Annotated in this window: 16 protein-coding genes and 1 other RNA gene; 5 read left to right on the top strand and 12 right to left on the bottom strand. The window is 41.7% G+C overall.

Going from position 1 to position 15,195, the window contains the following annotated elements:
• From IDJ75_RS06545 to IDJ75_RS06505, 9 genes are all read right to left on the bottom strand, one after another.
• Positions 1 to 222, bottom strand: coding sequence for a DUF6965 family protein (locus IDJ75_RS06545; RefSeq protein ID WP_191174773.1), 222 nt, complete (start codon positions 220 to 222; stop codon positions 1 to 3).
• Between the two features lie 206 nt (positions 223 to 428).
• The gene (locus tag IDJ75_RS06540; protein ID WP_191174772.1) at positions 429 to 908 is read right to left on the bottom strand and encodes a hypothetical protein; all 480 of its coding nucleotides are present in this window, start codon (positions 906 to 908) and stop codon (positions 429 to 431) included.
• Positions 909 to 911: 3 nt separating this feature from the next.
• On the bottom strand, positions 912 to 1,073 hold the full coding sequence (locus IDJ75_RS06535; protein WP_191174771.1) for a hypothetical protein: 162 nt from the start codon (positions 1,071 to 1,073) through the stop codon (positions 912 to 914).
• 90 nt (positions 1,074 to 1,163) lie between these two features.
• Positions 1,164 to 2,543 (bottom strand): sigma-54-dependent transcriptional regulator, encoded by a 1,380-nt coding sequence (locus IDJ75_RS06530; RefSeq protein ID WP_191174770.1) that lies wholly within the window; start codon positions 2,541 to 2,543, stop codon positions 1,164 to 1,166.
• A gap of 189 nt (positions 2,544 to 2,732) precedes the next feature.
• An RNA gene (gene rnpB / locus IDJ75_RS06525) (RNase P RNA component class A) lies at positions 2,733 to 3,108 on the bottom strand.
• Between the two features lie 89 nt (positions 3,109 to 3,197).
• Positions 3,198 to 3,620, bottom strand: a complete 423-nt coding sequence (locus IDJ75_RS06520) for a c-type cytochrome (RefSeq protein ID WP_191174769.1) — start codon at positions 3,618 to 3,620, stop codon at positions 3,198 to 3,200.
• Positions 3,620 to 4,279 carry an SCO family protein gene (locus IDJ75_RS06515; RefSeq protein WP_191174768.1) on the bottom strand — a complete coding sequence of 220 codons (660 nt, stop codon included), beginning with the start codon at positions 4,277 to 4,279 and terminating at the stop codon, positions 3,620 to 3,622. The genes IDJ75_RS06520 and IDJ75_RS06515 overlap by 1 nt, the downstream gene beginning before the upstream one ends.
• A complete protein-coding gene (locus tag IDJ75_RS06510; RefSeq protein ID WP_191174767.1) occupies positions 4,276 to 4,686 on the bottom strand; it encodes a hypothetical protein in 411 nt (136 codons plus the stop codon). The genes IDJ75_RS06515 and IDJ75_RS06510 overlap by 4 nt, the downstream gene beginning before the upstream one ends.
• Before the next feature lie 17 nt (positions 4,687 to 4,703).
• Complete coding sequence (locus IDJ75_RS06505) at positions 4,704 to 5,168, bottom strand: DinB family protein (protein ID WP_191174766.1); 465 nt, start codon at positions 5,166 to 5,168, stop codon at positions 4,704 to 4,706.
• Between the two features lie 295 nt (positions 5,169 to 5,463).
• On the opposite strand from IDJ75_RS06505, the gene IDJ75_RS06500 reads away from it, so the two are divergent.
• The gene (locus IDJ75_RS06500) at positions 5,464 to 6,819 is read left to right on the top strand and encodes a GH1 family beta-glucosidase (RefSeq protein ID WP_191174765.1); all 1,356 of its coding nucleotides are present in this window, start codon (positions 5,464 to 5,466) and stop codon (positions 6,817 to 6,819) included.
• On the opposite strand, the gene IDJ75_RS06495 is transcribed toward IDJ75_RS06500, so the two are convergent.
• Both IDJ75_RS06495 and IDJ75_RS06490 read right to left on the bottom strand, forming a co-directional pair.
• Positions 6,787 to 8,910 (bottom strand): tetratricopeptide repeat-containing sensor histidine kinase, encoded by a 2,124-nt coding sequence (locus IDJ75_RS06495; protein ID WP_191174764.1) that lies wholly within the window; start codon positions 8,908 to 8,910, stop codon positions 6,787 to 6,789. The two genes, IDJ75_RS06500 and IDJ75_RS06495, sit on opposite strands and share 33 nt — an antisense overlap.
• 79 nt (positions 8,911 to 8,989) lie before the next feature.
• The gene (locus tag IDJ75_RS06490) at positions 8,990 to 10,171 is read right to left on the bottom strand and encodes an acyl-CoA dehydrogenase family protein (protein ID WP_191174763.1); all 1,182 of its coding nucleotides are present in this window, start codon (positions 10,169 to 10,171) and stop codon (positions 8,990 to 8,992) included.
• Between the two features lie 356 nt (positions 10,172 to 10,527).
• Between IDJ75_RS06490 and folB the strand changes: the two genes are divergently transcribed.
• From folB to IDJ75_RS06470, 4 genes are all read left to right on the top strand, one after another.
• A complete protein-coding gene (gene folB, locus IDJ75_RS06485; RefSeq protein ID WP_191174762.1) occupies positions 10,528 to 10,884 on the top strand; it encodes a dihydroneopterin aldolase in 357 nt (118 codons plus the stop codon).
• A gap of 11 nt (positions 10,885 to 10,895) precedes the next feature.
• Complete coding sequence (locus IDJ75_RS06480; RefSeq protein ID WP_191174761.1) at positions 10,896 to 12,296, top strand: FAD-binding oxidoreductase; 1,401 nt, start codon at positions 10,896 to 10,898, stop codon at positions 12,294 to 12,296.
• Between the two features lie 125 nt (positions 12,297 to 12,421).
• Complete coding sequence (locus IDJ75_RS06475; RefSeq protein ID WP_191174760.1) at positions 12,422 to 12,733, top strand: hypothetical protein; 312 nt, start codon at positions 12,422 to 12,424, stop codon at positions 12,731 to 12,733.
• Between the two features lie 2 nt (positions 12,734 to 12,735).
• A complete protein-coding gene (locus IDJ75_RS06470) occupies positions 12,736 to 14,544 on the top strand; it encodes a tetratricopeptide repeat-containing sensor histidine kinase (RefSeq protein ID WP_191174759.1) in 1,809 nt (602 codons plus the stop codon).
• 79 nt (positions 14,545 to 14,623) lie between these two features.
• Here IDJ75_RS06470 and IDJ75_RS06465 read toward each other — a convergent pair whose 3' ends face one another.
• Positions 14,624 to 15,070: an acyl-CoA thioesterase gene (locus IDJ75_RS06465; protein ID WP_191174758.1), complete on the bottom strand. Its 447-nt coding sequence runs from the start codon at positions 15,068 to 15,070 to the stop codon at positions 14,624 to 14,626.
• Positions 15,071 to 15,195: the final 125 nt, after the last annotated feature.

Genomic DNA, 15,195 nt, shown 5'->3' with positions numbered 1-15,195 from the left:
CTAAAACCTGGGGATCTCCGGCCCGTCGTATGGTTTTTCCATCGCAATGGCTATCATGTTTAAACGATGCCTCGAACGGGTATCAGTTGGGTCGGCCATCATCATTTCAAGGTTTCTATGCACCGCTTCCTTTACAAAATGCTGAGTAGAAGCCCTGTCAAGGCGTAAGGTTTCGGGTAATTTAGCGTGTTCAAAATAGGCAATCAGTTCCTCATCTGTCATGCGGCAAAAGTAACAATATGTGGTGTACGGTTAGGATATAAACTTATATAAAATAGAATTAAATAATAAAGCCCGATACTTTCATATCGGGCTTTATTATTTATGTGCGGAAGAAGGGACTCGAACCCTCACGCCTCGCATTGCCATTATCTGGGTGCGAGAAAGCAATTTATTTCCCCATTTCAATCCAAACCTTCTTTTATATTCTAATCTTCTTCTCTTAATTTACGAATCTCCTCAAGCGCAGCAACGTCAATCTGATCTTTAGGGCGGTTGGTTACTTTTTTATTTTGAATAAGTTGATTAATATGTAAAAATGGAACTTTTACATCTTCGATATCTGCAACAGAGGCCATTTGCAAGCATTCGTCAAATGTATATCCTTCAAGCCCTTTCATATCAATCAAAATATCAATACGAAGGCCGTTATTCATGCTAAAATCTGTCCAGCCGGGTATAAATTCCATATATTCTACCATAGGATAATCCCCAATATCGCAACTTACAAACGCCTTTCGAAGGTTTATTCTATTTTCTAAGGTATCCTTTAACCATATATCAAGATCTCCGGTAAAGCGTTGAAAACCATGCAAATTAATGGCATAACCACCAATCATGATATATTGCACTTGATTATCCTGAAGAGCCTTCCAAAAATTCAGTATTTCTTCGTCGAAAATATCCAATGCCTATTTACTTATAAATGGTTTGTGTGATATTACAGCTTTGGCCATTGTTTTCTGAATTTTGTATAAACGTGTTGCAAATTCAAAACGTTCCTTATATGATCGTTTTAAACCTTCTTTTAAAAGTGCTATTTCTGCTTGGGTAAATATCTCTTTATCAGCCATTGCATTTCTTTTAACTGTTTAAAGTTACAAAAAAAGCTAATGACAACCGTAAGTCATTAGCTTTTTTGCACTATGATTGATGGCGGTAATTTATTCCCCGCGTTTCAATCCAAACTTCTCTATTTTACTATACAGGTGACTGCGTTGTATATCAATATCGTCGGCGGTTTTTGATACATTCCAGTTGTTTTTCTCCAGTTTAAACTTGATGTACTCGCGCTCGGCGTAATCCTTGTATTCCTGGAAATTAGTGAACTGGTCAAAATCTGTTTGTGGCGCTGCAGCAGCACCAGCCGTGGCAACTATTGGTGCCGATGGATTGGCAAAGGCCTTCACATCATTCTCGGTAATAGTTTTATCGCTTAGGATGATCAAACGCTCAACCATGTTACGTAATTCGCGGATATTACCCGTCCACGGCAGGGCTTTAAGAGCTTCTAACGCCGCATCAGATACCTTTTTAACCGGCATACCATACTCGTTACAAATCTCTTCTAAGAAGCTCTGGGTAAGCAGGGCAATATCATCACGGCGCTCGGTAAGCGGTGGTACATGGATCAGGATAACACTCAGGCGGTGGTACAAGTCCATTCGGAAGTTGCCGGCTTCAATTTCTTTTAGCAGGTCTTTATTGGTTGCCGCCACCACGCGTACATCCACATCAATCTCTTTTTCGCCGCCAACACGGGTAATTTTACTTTCCTGCAGGGCACGCAGCACCTTGGCCTGTGCCGACTGGCTCATATCGCCGATCTCATCAAGGAAAAGGGTACCGCCATTGGCGCTTTCAAATTTACCTATACGTTGTTTTATAGCCGAAGTAAACGAGCCTTTTTCGTGGCCGAACAATTCACTCTCTATTAATTCTGAAGGGATTGCTGCGCAATTCACCTCAATGATAGGGCCGTTTGAGCGGTTTGATTTTTCGTGCAGCCAGCGGGCAACTAATTCTTTACCACTACCATTAGCACCTGTAACCAGTACACGGGCATCTGTAGGGCCTACACGTTCAATAGTTTCCTTAATACGCACAATAGCCTGCGATTCGCCCAAAATAGGGCGCACTTTTGATGCTTTACGCTTTAATACCTTGGTTTCAACAACCAGGCTCCCCCTGTCGAGGGCGTTGCGTACTGTGATCAGCAGGCGGTTAAGATCAGGCGGTTTTGATATAAAATCGAACGCGCCTTTTTTACTGGCTTCAACAGCAGTCTCTACTGTGCCATGGCCTGATATCATGATGAAAGGAAGATCCGGCTTGATAGAAAGGCCTTCTGTAAGCACTTCCATACCATCCATACGGTTCATTTTAATATCGCACAGCACCAGGTCGTAATCATTTTTACGAATAAGCTCAAGCCCATCAACACCGTTGTCTACGTCTTCTACGGTATAATCTTCGTATTCCAGTATCTCACGAAGGGTGCTGCGGATAGACCGTTCGTCATCAATTATTAAAATTTTCGCCATGGTTATTTAAACTGAAAACAGGTAGTAATGTTTGAGGCTAATATAGAAAAATGTATAGTATTTAAAACACTTTATTGTTGGCGAATGGCTGATTGAGTAAAAAAGATGTGTAGTTATGATTTTCAGCCAACATTTCCCTCAAATTGATGAAGCGGTAATAACTGAAAAGCCCCCATAAAGGGGGCTTTTCTCAGCAGCAAATCTGTAAGCCGGGTTTTGTACTCCCGAATGAGAGCTTCTATCATTAATCTGGCCCTGCCGTTGCCGGCATGATCTATCAACCTACCCATTCTGACATTCCGTTGCCGGACATGGATGCGAGCAGCACCGCTTTCAGAACCTATTTGGTTTTTCAACTCCTGAGGTTTACCGCGATCCCGGTCGCCCGGAAAAGCCGTGAGCTCTTACCTCACGTTTTCACCCTTACCCTTGCGGGCGGTATATTCTCTGTGGCACTTGCTGTCGCCTGCTGCGGGCGCCTTCCCGTTAGGAAGCAGGATGCTCTATGTTGCCCGGACTTTCCTCTCACCGACTATGTCGGCACAGCGATAGAACGTTTTGCGGGCGTAAAGGTAGGGATTTTAGTCGGGAAGTCAGAAAAGACCGTAAGTCCGTAAGATGAAAAAGAGGGCTACTGTCTTACGGACTTGCCAGCTATTTACACTTCGCCAAATCGGCATCAGCTTCCTCAAAGGCAATAGTTCCCATTATGTTGCCAAATGAGTTGCCAACATAAGTAAGCAGTTTAGCTATTTCTATGGCAGTTAGGTCAACATTAGCTGGCATGGCACCTTCATAAGCTTTGCCGTTTATAGTAATAATGGTTTCTTTGATACCATACTTGATAAAACAGCCCAGTTTGGCCTTGTTTTTTTTTAGATAGGCAGTATCTGTAAGAGGGGGAATAAGGTTTAGCAAACCTTCGCCTTTGGCGCCATGGCAATTCTGGCATTTACTTTTATAGATTGCAGCACCGCCGGTATAATAGCGCTTAAAATCCTGTTCAGCATCGCTTTGGCATGATACCACTACCATACAAATTAAAAGCCCGATAAAAGCAATTATCCTTAACTTCATTATTGGGCTATCTCGGTATTAACTTCAGTACGTAGTATTTTTATATCTTCTATCAGCTTGGCAACCTGTTTCTCATCGGTGCCATCGTAATACCCGCGGATGCGTTTCTGCTTGTCAACCAATACAAACCATCCCTGGTGAACGTAGCCACCGGGGGTGCCATCGTCCTGTTTTACAGCAACTAAATAATTTTTTTGGCCAAGCTCATAAGTTTGCTCCTTATTACCTTGCAGCAGCCACCAGCTATTCCCGCTTATGCCCAGCTTATCGGCATATTTTTTCATTACTGCAACGCTATCATGTTTAGGGTCGATAGTGTGCGAAATGATCTTAAAATCGGGTACATTCTTAAACTCATTATACACGTTTAACATGTTGCGGTGCATAATAGGGCAAATAGAAGGGCAGGTGGTAAAAAAGAAATCTGCTACATAAATATCGCCCTTCAGGCTGGTTTGGGTTATGGTATCGCCATACTGGTTTACAAACTTAAAATCAGGTATGGTTTGGTATACGGTGTCTACAACCTCTTTACCATTTACTGTTTTGGTTACCGCATCACGGTTGCCCATAATAGGCAGTTTTGGTTTATCGGCATCGTTAAACTTACAGGCGGTAAAAGTTAATGCAATAAGGGCTAACCCTATCAGTTTCTTCATTTGGTTTTGTTTTGTTTGATGAATTTGCTTGCTGCCGCTACAGTAACGTTAAAGCTGCTGTCTATCGCATCTATTTTCTTTTTCTGATCGGTAAGATAGGCCATGATCTCCTGATGGCTTTTACCTTTATTTTCTGCATCAAACTCGTGCATCCAGGCTTCCATATTGGCATCAGCAGCATCCAGCGCTTTGCTATGTTGTGTTGCTTCCGCGGTAATCTCTGGCGTTTTGTTTTGTTTAATAAGGGTATCCAGCTGCATTTTATTGATCATGATCAGTTGGTCTTTACTCATCACACGGTCGTGTACTTTTATAACCTCGTTAAACAGGTCTTTCTCTTGCTTCTTGGTATCGCTACAGCTAAATATGATAAAGCTTAAAAACAGGGCGGCAATTATTTTTTTCATTGTGTTTATGGTAAAAGTTATACTGTTTGGTTTAAGTTTCTGAGGTAAAGTACGTAATCTAACCCGGGCAGGGTTGCCCCGTCCATTTTTAAAATTGTACCAATTTGTGCTCTGTGGTGTGTACCATGGTTTATTAAATGGGCAAGTATATCGCTTACAGTATTCTTAAAATTACCAACGGAGTTTTTGTATTCAATAACCATATCAAAATTATCCGGTTGCATGGTTTCCAGGTGTGCCAGAAGCTGCTGATGGTTGTCATCAATAATGTTAGTAAACGCTTCTGCCGCCCAGTTGGGCCAAAGCGGGGTAAGTGGTGCCGGGATTCTTTTGAGGCGCTTTAGCCAGGTTTGTTGCGCGGTTAACAAATGTGCCATAATCTCTACAGGCTTACCTGTAGCACCGGTTTGTATAATTAGCTCTGCTATTTTTGTATTAGCAAAATGATCGTAATTAAGCAGGCGGATAAAATAGCTTTTCATTGGCTGTAAAAGTAAACATCATTCACTAAATAAATTAATGCGCAAGCTACAATTTGTGTTAACATTATAATAATGATACGCTGATGATAACTACACACTGCCAGGTTATATTTGATTAAACATTAAATACAACATCATGAAGATCATCACAAAGTTAGCCGCCATTATAAGCGACCTGCGCGAATGGTTGTTTTTAAAAAGCATGCGCTCATCATTCATTCACTAAGTTTTTTTAAGTAACGCTTTATTTATACAATAATAATGTACATTTTGGGCTTTGCATCAGCTCAAATTAATGGATATAAATAACCCCGACCTGCTTCTTTCTAAACAACTTTTTGGCGATGATTTTGCCTGGGGGGTATCTACTGCTGCCCTGCAGATAGAAGGATCATGTGATGCCGATGGAAAAGGCCCATCTATATGGGATACCTTTAGCGCCCGTAAAGGAAAGATACTTAATGGTGATAAACCAACAATAGCCTGCGATTTTTATAGTCGTTACACGGACGATATTGACCTTGTAAAAGAGCTTAATATACCAAACTTTCGTTTCTCAATAGCCTGGAGCCGTATTTTACCGGAGGGCACCGGCCGCATTAACCAGGCGGGGATAGACCATTATAATAAACTGATTGATTACTGCCTGCAACAGGGGGTTGAGCCTTGGGTAACCCTTTACCACTGGGACCTGCCGCAGGCGCTTGAAGATAAAGGCGGTTGGACAAACCGCGAAATTATAAACTGGTTTAGCGAATTTGTAACCATTTGCGCCCAAAGTTTTGGCGACCGGGTAAAAAACTGGATGGTAATGAACGAACCTGCGGTATTTACCGGTGCCGGATATTTTTTAGGCATCCATGCACCAGGCAGGAGCGGGCTGCGAAATTTTTTACCTGCGGTGCACCATGTGGTTTTAAGCATCGTGGCGGGTGCACGGATCCTGCGAAAAATATGCCCCGGTGCGCACATAGGTAACACGTTTTCATGTTCGCATATTGAGCCTTATGCCAATACGCCCAAACACATCAACGCCGCCAAACGTGCCGACGCACTCATAAACCGCCTTTTTATTGAACCCATATTAGGATTAGGATACCCAACAGATGATGTTACAGCCCTTAAAGGCATTTATAAATACCATCAACCGGGCGATGAGCATAACATTAGCTTTGATTTTGATTTCATCGGGATACAAAACTACACACGCGAAATTGTTAAGTATTCGTTCTTTACTCCGTACATCGGCGCAAGTTTAGTAAAGGCCGAAAAACGGAATGTAGAACTCACCGATATGAAATGGGAGGTGTATCCCCCGGCTATTTATCATATGATCAAAAAATTTGATGCTTATCCGCAAATAAAAAAGATAATCATTACAGAAAACGGGGCGGCCTTTCCTGATACACACACCGATGGCATAGTTCATGACCCTAAACGGGTAAAATACCTGCAAACCCATTTGCAACAAGTGTTAAAAGCCCAGCAGGAGGGATGTAAAGTAGCAGGATATTTTGTATGGACGCTTACTGATAACTTTGAATGGGCCGAAGGCTATCATCCGCGCTTTGGGCTTATTTATATTGATTTTGATACCCAGCAGCGGGTTATTAAAGCATCAGGACACTGGTATGCTTCCCTGTTGCGGTGAACCGGTAGATAGATTATACACCGAAATGGGCAGACTGATAAAAAAGGTTGTGCCAATATTGGTATCACTCTCAAACCAAATACGGCCGTGATGTTTTTCCATGATCTGCCGGCAAATGGACAAGCCTAATCCAAACGACTTTTCGCCCGATGTGCCAGGCCTTTGGGCACTGGTAAACATATTAAATACCTGGTCTTTTAGCTTGTCGGGTATACCTATACCGTTATCTTTTACGGCTATAATTATTTTTGTATTTACTTCGGCAACTTTTACATGGATAGTGCCACCAGTGGGGCTAAATTTAATAGCATTACTAATAAGGTTGCTGATAACCCGCCATATTTTTTCGCGGCTGATGTAAAGATCCTGTTGTTTATCTAAAGTATCAAGAATTATCTTCTGCCCCTTTTCTGCTGCCTTAAAACGCAAAAGTTCAACGCTGTTGTTTACCAGCGAATTTATCTCTACCGGTTCGAGGTTTAAATCTACCGATGCCAGGTTTGTGGCTTCCAATATCTCGTTAATCAGTTCAAGCGAGTTAAGCGAGGTTTCCTGTACCAGGTTTATTAATTCCTTTTGTTCGTCGGTGTATTCATCATCGGCCATCATTGCTGTTAACGAAGCTATACCGCCAATAGGGTTACGCAGATCATGCGCTACGGTGCGCAAAATACGATCTTTCTCCTGGCTGCTGCTGTTCAGTTCTGTAAGTGCTTTTTCTAATATGTGGTTTTGCTCGTTTATTTGCCTGTTTAGGATGTTCACCGTTTGCACATCTTTTTTTGATCGTTTCCAGTTTCTGTAAACCAAAAGGATAATAATTAGCGCCATTGCGGCGAAGAAAATGGTAACATACAGATAAATTACCTGTAGTTTATTGTCGTTACTCAAAGTATCAATTTCATGCTGCTTTTCATAATTGGCCAGTTGCTGGTTCACATCTGTTTCCATTAGCAAACTTGTGCGTTGGGTAAGCGAATCTTTTAAAATGTTATATCGCTGTATGTGTGCAATGGCTTGCTTTAAATCATTTTCCTTTACAAAGTAATTGCCCAGCAGGCGGTTATAATCTGCTTCAACCTCATCATTTTTAGTACTATCAAGCTGTTTACGCAGGGTGCCAAGTAAGTTTACCAGCGAATCTTTTTGCTCAAGGTTAAAATAGATCTGGCCAAGTTTTATTTCGGCTAATTGAGCATCATGATTGTCGTAACCCTGTTGCAAATTAATAGTGATGCTTTTTTTGAGCAGTTGAATTGCTTGCGTATATTGCTTTTTAGCGATATAAATATCCGCCTTATTACCATAAACAACCCCGCGGGCCGATTCAAGATGTTGTTTTCTGTCGGGATATAAATATGCTTTCTCATTGATCAGCGCCAAGGCCTTATCAAAATACATAATAGCGCTATCAGGCTGGTTAAGATGACGATAGCTTAGACCAACGTTATCCCAAAGTTCCTGCCGGCGATAAAAGAAAACAAACCCATCACCCGATTTTTCAAAGAATTTATACGTGTCCTTAAAATAATTTAATGCAAGCCGGTAATGCCCTTGTTTATACATGATCATGGCCATGCGATAGGTATAATCGCCAAGTGCCTCTTTATTGAGATAATTTTTTCCAACAAGATACCCCTGATAATATGATTGATATGCCTCAGAGAATCGTTTAAGGGAAAAAAGCGCATCGCCGCGGGCAAAGCTGGCATCGGCTATATTATAAAAGTATTGTTTTGTTTTGGCGCTTTTTGAGTTTATAGCAAACATACTGTCTGTGTATGCCAAAGCCTTGTCAAATTGCCTTACTGTTTTTTGATAATAAACAAAATGATACCCGTAAAAACGGAAACGATCATTGATAGTAGGGTTGGTTATTTTGTTAAATGCGGTATCAAGTGCAAGCAACCCCTCTTTTACTTTTTCTTTAGACCATGAAAGTTCAATTTCATTACGCGCCTTTTCAAATTCCTCAGAATAACCTTCTTTATCATTATTCTTTTTTCCGCAGGCCAAAAAAAAGATCAGAAAAGTATAAAGCCAAACATGCCTTGGAATGTATTTGGCAAACTGGTCTTTAAAATTAATCAACGTAGTAGGGAATTATCGTTACACAAATATAATATTAAGCGGCAATTTTCTACTACTCTAAGCTATAAATTATATGCAGCTATTTAAAAGCATTCTCGCCCGTAACATCCATCCCTGTAATCAGTAAATGGATGTCATGTGTACCTTCATACGTAATTACCGACTCAAGGTTCATCATATGGCGCATTATTGGGTATTCGCCTGTAATTCCCATACCGCCAAGCATCTGGCGCGCTTCACGTGCTATGTTTATAGCAATTTCAACACTGTTACGTTTAGCCATCGATATTTGTGCGGCTGTAGCACGGCCTTCATTCTTTAAAGTAGCCAGTCGCCAAACCAATAGTTGCCCCTTGGTTATCTCGGTGATCATTTCGGCAAGTTTTTTTTGCTGTAGCTGAAAACCGCCAATTGGCCTGCCAAACTGTACGCGCTCTTTTGAATAGCGCAGGGCAGTATCATAACAATCCATAGCAGCACCTAATGCGCCCCAGGCTATGCCGTAACGTGCCTGGTTTAAACAACCAAGTGGCCCCTTTAAGCCCGATACATTTGGTAACAGATTCGCTTTTGGCACTTTAACATTATCAAACACCAGTTCGCCGGTGGCTGATGCACGCAACGACCATTTATTATGCGTTTCGGGCGTAGTAAAGCCTTCCATACCGCGTTCAACAATCAACCCGCGTATCTTTCCTTCTTCATCCTTAGCCCAAACAATGGCTATATCAGCAAAAGGAGAGTTAGAAATCCACATCTTAGCACCATTTAAAATATAATGATCGCCGGCATCTTTTATGTTGGTAACCATACCACCAGGATTAGAGCCGTGGTCGGGCTCGGTTAAACCGAAACAACCCATCAACTCGCCGCTGGCAAGTTTGGGCAGGTATTTATGCTTCTGTTCTTCGCTGCCATAAGCGTTTATAGGAAACATCACTAATGAACCTTGTACCGATGCGGTTGAGCGGATACCCGAATCGCCACGCTCAATTTCCTGCATGATAATGCCGTAGGCCATATAATCCAGCCCTGCCCCGCCATACTCAACAGGGATGGTTGGGCCAAAAGCACCTATCTCTGCCAAACCTTTTAACAGGTGTTTAGGAAATTCAGCTTTTTGAGCGTAATCCTCAATAACAGGGCTTACCTCTTTCTTCACCCAATCGCGCACGCTGGCGCGTATCAGCTTGTGTTCTTCGCTTAAAAGTTCGTCTAAAAGGTAGTAATCCGGTGCTTCGTACAGGTCGGTCTTAGCCATGGTTCTGATAATTGGTTGGCCAAATATAGGGCATTTACGGGTTAGTTAAACAACCTCAAATCGTTGTTTTTAATAAGCAGAGGCCACTTTATGGCAAAAAGCAGGTTTAAACCGTTTAAACATATTTTTTGATGTGAAAGTTTTTGTGAGAAAAATTTTCCAAACATCCTTATTAGGTTAACTCACCCCGCAGCACTATGTGCGCGCCCCTCTCTTCGCTGCGCGGAAATAGGGTAAAAAAATATCTTAACCCTCTTTGCGAAGCCGAGAGGGTCGGCCTGCTCAGCGTAGGCAGGGTGATTAAAATAGACGGCATGCAAATTTTAAACCTTCAAATATTCCATTACTTTTGAAACATGATAAATGTAGCTTTAGAAGGCGCTGAGTTTTATGCCTACCATGGTTTTTACCCCGAAGAACAAGTGATAGGCACACACTTTTTGGTTGATGTGCAGGTTGGCTTTTATGCCGATATAGATGTAGAAAAAGATAACCTGAGTAATACCGTAAACTACGAGGTACTTTATGCCATTATAGAAGAAGAAATGAAGCATACCCGTAAAGTGATAGAAAGCGTTGCCCAGGCTATACTTAACCGCATCACAACCGAGTTTGTATTTATAGAGACAGCCATCGTAACCATTAAAAAGCAAAGGCCGCCATTCCGCGGGCCGCTAAAACAATCGGTTATTACGCTTAGTTACCATAAATAATATTCACTGCCATGACTACCTATACTAAAATAACACCAGATATACTTGCACAATTAAGTACCATTGTTGGCGCGGATAACATATTAAACGACCATGCCGCGATAGAAAATTATAGTCACGATGAAACCGAGGACCTGATTTATTATCCGGAAGTTGTGGCAAAACCGCGAACAGTTGAGCAGGTATCAGCTTTAATGAAGTTTTGTAACGAGCAGCTGATACCGGTTACCCCCCGTGGCGCAGGTACAGGGCTGGCTGGCGGCGCCCTGGCAGTAAATGGCGGTTTAATGATATCTATGGAGCTTTTTAACAAGATACTGGATATTGATGAGCAAAACCTGCAGGCCACTGTTGAACCTGGTGTTATTACTGAAGTTTTCATGAACGCAGTCGCCGAAAAAGGCCTGCTTTACCCGGTAGATCCGGCAAGTAAGGGCAGCTGTTTTATTGGCGGTAATGTGGCCAATTGCAGCGGCGGCCCAAGGGTAGTTAAATACGGCACCATCCGCGAGTATGTGTTGAACCTGCAAGTTGTTTTACCATCCGGTGATGTGATCTGGACCGGTGCCAACACGCTAAAATATGCATCGGGTTATAACTTAACCCAATTGCTGATAGGAAGTGAGGGCACGCTGGGCATCGTTACCAAAATAGTAACCAAGCTTATCCCTAAACCAACGCTGGATGCGCTGATGCTGGCATCATTTGTCACAAACGAGGATGCCTGCGCCGCGGTTTCGGCCATTTTCAGGGCAGGGGTGGTGCCATCAGCAGTGGAGTTTATGGAGCGCAAAGGTATTGAATGGGTAATAGAACATGATGGCATTGCATTCGACCTGAAAGATGGGATAGGGGCATTCCTGCTGATAGAGGCCGACGGAACCAACCAGGATGTAATATTTGCCGATTGTGAAAAGATAAACGAAGTATTAGAACAGCATAATTGCCGCGAAGTACTTTTTGCAGATACATCGGCACAAAAGGAGGAACTTTGGCGCATCAGGCGTACCATGGCTGTATCGGTAAAATCAAACTCGGTTTATAAAGAAGAAGATACCGTTGTACCACGCGCGGCATTACCTCAACTGATAAAAGGCATTAAAGAGATTGGTGCTAAATATGGTTTCGAATCCGTTTGTTACGGCCATGCCGGCGATGGTAACCTGCACGTAAATATCGTAAAAGCAGGCATGAGCGATGCGGATTGGAGCAGCAAACTAAAAGATGGCATCACCGAAGTTTTTGAATTAACGGTTGCTTTAGGTGGTACGTTATCCGGCGAGCATGGGATTGGCCTGGTTCAAAAGAGTTTTATGTCGCTTAAATATACGCCGGTACATTTTGCCATCTGGAAAGGCATCAAAGCAATTTTTGACCCGAACGGGATCCTTAACCCGGGAAAGATCTTTTAAATTTTTAGGTAAACTGCCCTGTTTTAATGAGTGAAGGAGTGGTTTGTATGAGTGAATGTGCTGGTAAAATAAATTATAGTGCTTATCTTGCTGTTAAAATTCACGCTAAAAAACACTTTTGAGAGATGAGTTCAACCAAAAAACTTTCCGCAATTACACGGGCTAAATCACCCGTTAGCTCGGCCGCTCAGTTACGCAAAACTAAATCGCCGCTTGCCGTAAATTTCTCTGTAAAAGAGGGTGCAAACCTCAATAACAGCGAAATATCTATCAAAGTAAATGGACGGGAGATAATTGCGCAATTCTATGTAGGCGGCGAATTAGTGAGTACACAGGCAGTACCGGTGAAAAAGATTCCTAACCCGCCGCCAATGCCTCATGATGAGCTTTTCCAGATATTACAAAATTTGAGATTATATTTTAACATACAGCGATAGCGATGAAGCCCCCTCGGTTGCTTTTAGCTACGGCACTGTTGTTTTTATATTTTACATGTTTTGCGCAATCCGGTTTTAAGGCACTTACAAAAGCGGCGGCTGATAGTGCGCAAGTGCAAAAGTACGATGCTGCTATAAAACTTTTGCTTAAAGCCAAAACCCTGAAGGGTAGAGACACCGCCTATGCAGATTGGGTAAACACTTACCTGGGCAGTAATTACGAAGCGCTGAACAAGATCGATTCTGCTATTTACTATTATGGTGAGGCCGTAAAATACAGCGAAAGTAAAAAAGATAACGCCACGCTTGCTTTTTTGTACAACCACTTGGGGAGTATTGAATTGCTATTTACGCAGCGATATTTAAAAGCTATTGATTATCTGAACAGGCAGCTAGTTTATACACGGCTGATGAAAGACAGCACCAGCTTGTTCGATTGTTTAAATAACCTGGGTATTGCTTATAAAGGCTTAAATAAGTATGATGTGTCCCTGTCATACTTTAATAAGGTAAGTTCTAATAACTCTAAACATAATTCATCGAAAAATATTGCTTTGTTATTAACTGGTGATATTTATTCTTTGATGAAGAAATATCCCACTGCTTTAAATTATTACGATAGAGCCATATCAGGATTAACCATATTAAACGATAGTACCGACCTGTTTACCGCCTATGCTAATAAGGGCGACTGCCTGATGCAGCAAGATAAGATTTATGAGAGCATTGTATGCTTTAAAAAAGCACAACAGTTTATAACACCATATATTGCCAAAGCCAACAAGGTTGCCTTGTACCATAATTTCGCTTATGCCTACGGTCGGCAAAGGGCTTTTGATAAAGCCTTTTATTTTCAAAACCTGGAGGAGGTAACTAAAGACAGTATTAATATAGATGGCATCAATAAAGCCGTTGCTGAAATGAGCGCCAAGTATGAGCTGAGGCAAAAGCAGGATAGTTTGGTTATTAATAAGCAAAAATTAGTGCTCGCCGATGCCAAAACCAAAGAGAACGAACGCAACCTAATCATTTTACTGGTAGTATTAATTGCTGTTACCGTATTCTTCATCAGTATTTACCGTATCAGGCAGTTGCGGTTCAAAAACTCCCTGCAACAGCAGGAAGCTGCGCAGAATGAGTTAAAACTGATCCATCAATATCAATTATCTGAAAGCGAACTAAAGGCTATCCGTTCGCAAATGAACCCGCATTTTATGTTTAATGTGCTAAATTCTATCGAATCGTACATTATGGATAGCGACCGGAAAACAGCCTCCCGGCTGATTCAAAAGTTTGCTTCCTTAACCCGGCTGATCCTCGAAAACTCTACCAAAAGCCTGGTAACCGCCGATAAGGAATGGAAAGCCTTGATGCTTTATACCGAACTGGAGGCCACCCGTTATAACCATGCATTTACCTATAACTTTATTGCTGATGAGAGTTTGGAATTAAAAACACTAATTTTGCCGCCCATGCTCATTCAGCCATTGATAGAGAATGCCATTTTGCACGGTTTAATTGCAGAAAGCAGGAGTGACGCCCATTTGGATGTGAGATTAGAAAAAACAAAGACGGGTATATGCATAACCGTATCAGATAACGGTTTGGGGATGGAAAAAAGCGCTAAAATGCCCAAAAAACTTGCCGGAGTTAAAGAAAGATCCATCGGTATTGCATTTATCAAAGAGCGGATAGAAATGATAAACCTTCAGAATAATACCACTGTGGCAAAGTTTAGTATTGCCGCGGGTGAGAATGGGGCAGGAACAGTTGCTACTGTTTGTTTATCGTTGTTAAATGAGGGGCAATAAAACCACGGCGTAATTGCTGTACCTGCCGGGAAGGGCATTTGCATATTTGTACATTTAAAAATACACACATTTTGCAGCATTAATTCGTATTCAAAATCAGCCTTGGCTCATCGTAATCTATCATATTCTTACGGCCTTCTTTATCTATAGTTGTAGATTTATTGGTGGCGTAATCATAACTGATGCATACTGTTTTGCAGGTGGTGCAAATCTCTTCGCCTTTATCGGTTACCTTTGCTAATACGTGCATTATATCAAAACTGCTATTGCCTATACGTGTAACACGCACATAACAAACCAGCATATCATCAATAGTAACGGGTTTTAAGTAATGGATCTCTGAGCGGCCAATCACTATCCCAATTTCTTTTAAATTCCATTTGGCAACATCGCGCCAGTAATTGAAACGGGCCACTTCAAAATAAGTTAGGTACACCGCGTTATTTACATGGCCGCGCGCATCGATATCCGAGAAACGGATTGCAACATCTGTTTTATACTTGTAATCGGTTAGTTTTTCAGCCATATTAAGACAGTTTGTCGGTTAATATTGAATGGTGCAGCCATTTTGTCTTTCGAAAGTGCTTTTTTATCTGTTGGTACAACAGTTGAACTCATCCCTGCAAATTAACAAAACAAAATTTAAAGGAG

This window comes from Mucilaginibacter rigui (assembly GCF_014773275.1).
Classification (GTDB): Bacteria; Bacteroidota; Bacteroidia; order Sphingobacteriales; family Sphingobacteriaceae; genus Mucilaginibacter; species Mucilaginibacter rigui_A.
Note: the sequence above shows the minus strand (reverse complement) of the source record. Positions and strands in the feature narration are given on the sequence as shown.